This window comes from Lutimaribacter marinistellae (genome assembly GCF_042648365.1).
GTDB classification, from domain to species: Bacteria; Pseudomonadota; Alphaproteobacteria; order Rhodobacterales; family Rhodobacteraceae; genus Lutimaribacter_A; species Lutimaribacter_A marinistellae.
In genome coordinates, this window is record NZ_JBHRXI010000007.1 from 1 (window position 1) to 1,897 (window position 1,897).

1 tRNA gene and 2 rRNA genes are annotated in these 1,897 nt (G+C 56.7%); all 3 read right to left on the minus strand.

The features are described 5' to 3' along the window. Positions 1-53: 53 nt before the first annotated feature. Positions 54-130, minus strand: a tRNA-Met gene (locus ACFORG_RS08345). A gap of 50 nt (positions 131-180) precedes the next feature. Further along, positions 181-295: ribosomal RNA gene (rrf, locus tag ACFORG_RS08350) — 5S ribosomal RNA — on the minus strand. A 254-nt stretch (positions 296-549) separates the two neighbouring features. Beyond that, positions 550-1,897: ribosomal RNA gene (locus tag ACFORG_RS08355) — 23S ribosomal RNA — on the minus strand; the annotation flags it as partial.

Genomic DNA, 1,897 nt, shown 5'->3' on the forward strand with positions numbered 1-1,897 from the left:
CGGGCTTGCCCAGAACGAACAAAACCGCCCGGAGGCGGTTTGTTCGATGAAAGTGGTTGCGGGAGCAGGATTTGAACCTGCGACCTTCAGGTTATGAGCCTGACGAGCTACCTGGCTGCTCCATCCCGCGCCGGTATTGTATGATTTGATCGTTTGAGAGGTTTTGAGGGATCTTTTTAGGTTTGGCGGTGACCTACTCTCCCGGGGCTTGAGCCCGAGTACCATTGGCGCTGCGGCACTTAACTTCCGGGTTCGGGATGGGACCGGGTGTTTTGCTCGCGCTATGACCACCAAACCGAAGAAGATCCCCGTCGTCTTTTGCGATGCAAAAGGCGACGAGCGGGAGGCAGCGTATTTGCGGAGCAAATGCGCGTTCCCGCCCGGTTTGTGTTTCAATCAACACCGTGCACCCGGCTGGGCCGGATGTCACGCGCGGGAGGCAGCGTATTTGCGAAGCAAATGCGCGTTCCCGCTGCGGCGCTGTCCTGTATTTCAAGTGTCTTGTGTGTGATGCTCTTGGTTCTGGAACCAGTCATTCTGTTACTGGATCAGATCAAGCCTATCGGGCGATTAGTACCGGTCAGCTGAGCGCATTGCTGCGCGTACACCTCCGGCCTATTGACGTGGTGGTCTTCCACGGCCCTCAGGGAGACCTTGTTTTGAGGGGGGCTTCCCGCTTAGATGCCTTCAGCGGTTATCCTGTCCGATCATAGCTACCCAGCACTGCCGTTGGCACGACAACTGGTCCACCAGTGGATCGTTCACCCCGGTCCTCTCGTACTAGGGGCAACTCCTCTCAAGTCTCCTACACCCACGGCAGATAGGGACCGAACTGTCTCACGACGTTCTAAACCCAGCTCACGTACCTCTTTAAACGGCGAACAGCCGTACCCTTGGGACCTGCTCCAGCCCCAGGATGAGATGAGCCGACATCGAGGTGCCAAACACTGCCGTCGATATGGACTCTTGGGCAGTATCAGCCTGTTATCCCCGGCGTACCTTTTATCCGTTGAGCGATGGCCCTTCCACTCGGGACCACCGGATCACTATGGCCGTCTTTCGACTCTGCTCGACTTGTCAGTCTTGCAGTCAGGCTGGCTTCTGCCATTGCACTCAACGAGCGATTTCCGACCGCTCTGAGCCAACCTTCGCGCGCCTCCGTTACGCTTTAGGAGGCGACCGCCCCAGTCAAACTACCCGCCACGCAGGGTCCCGGATCCGGATGACGGACCGCGGTTAGACATCAAGAGTGCGAAGGGTGGTATCTCAAGGGAGGCTCCACCGCGACTGGCGTCACGGTTTCAAAGCCTACCACCTATCCTGCACATCACAATCCTGATGCCAGTGCGAAGCTGTAGTAAAGGTGCACGGGGTCTTTCCGTCTAACCGCGGGAAGCCGGCATCTTGACCGGCAATTCAATTTCGCTGAGTCGATGTTGGAGACAGCGGGGAAGTCGTTACGCCATTCGTGCAGGTCGGAACTTACCCGACAAGGAATTTCGCTACCTTAGGACCGTTATAGTTACGGCCGCCGTTTACCTGGGCTTCAATTCAAGGCTCTCACCTCTCCTTTTAACCTTCAGGCACCGGGCAGGCGTCAGACCCTATACGTCGTCTTGCGACTTCGCAGAGCCCTGTGTTTTTAATAAACAGTCGCCACCCCCTGGTTTGTGCCCCCGGATCCAAGTTGCCTTGAACCCGGGCCTCCTTCTCGCGAACTTACGGAGGTATTTTGCCGAGTTCCTTCAACATCGTTCTCTCAAGCGCCTTGGTATTCTCTACCAGTCCACCTGTGTCGGTTTAGGGTACGGTCTGATGGAGGGCTATTTCCAGGGACTGCGCAGCAGCCCGACCAATCCGATAAGGTCGAACTACAGTTGCAATCCGTCACATCCTC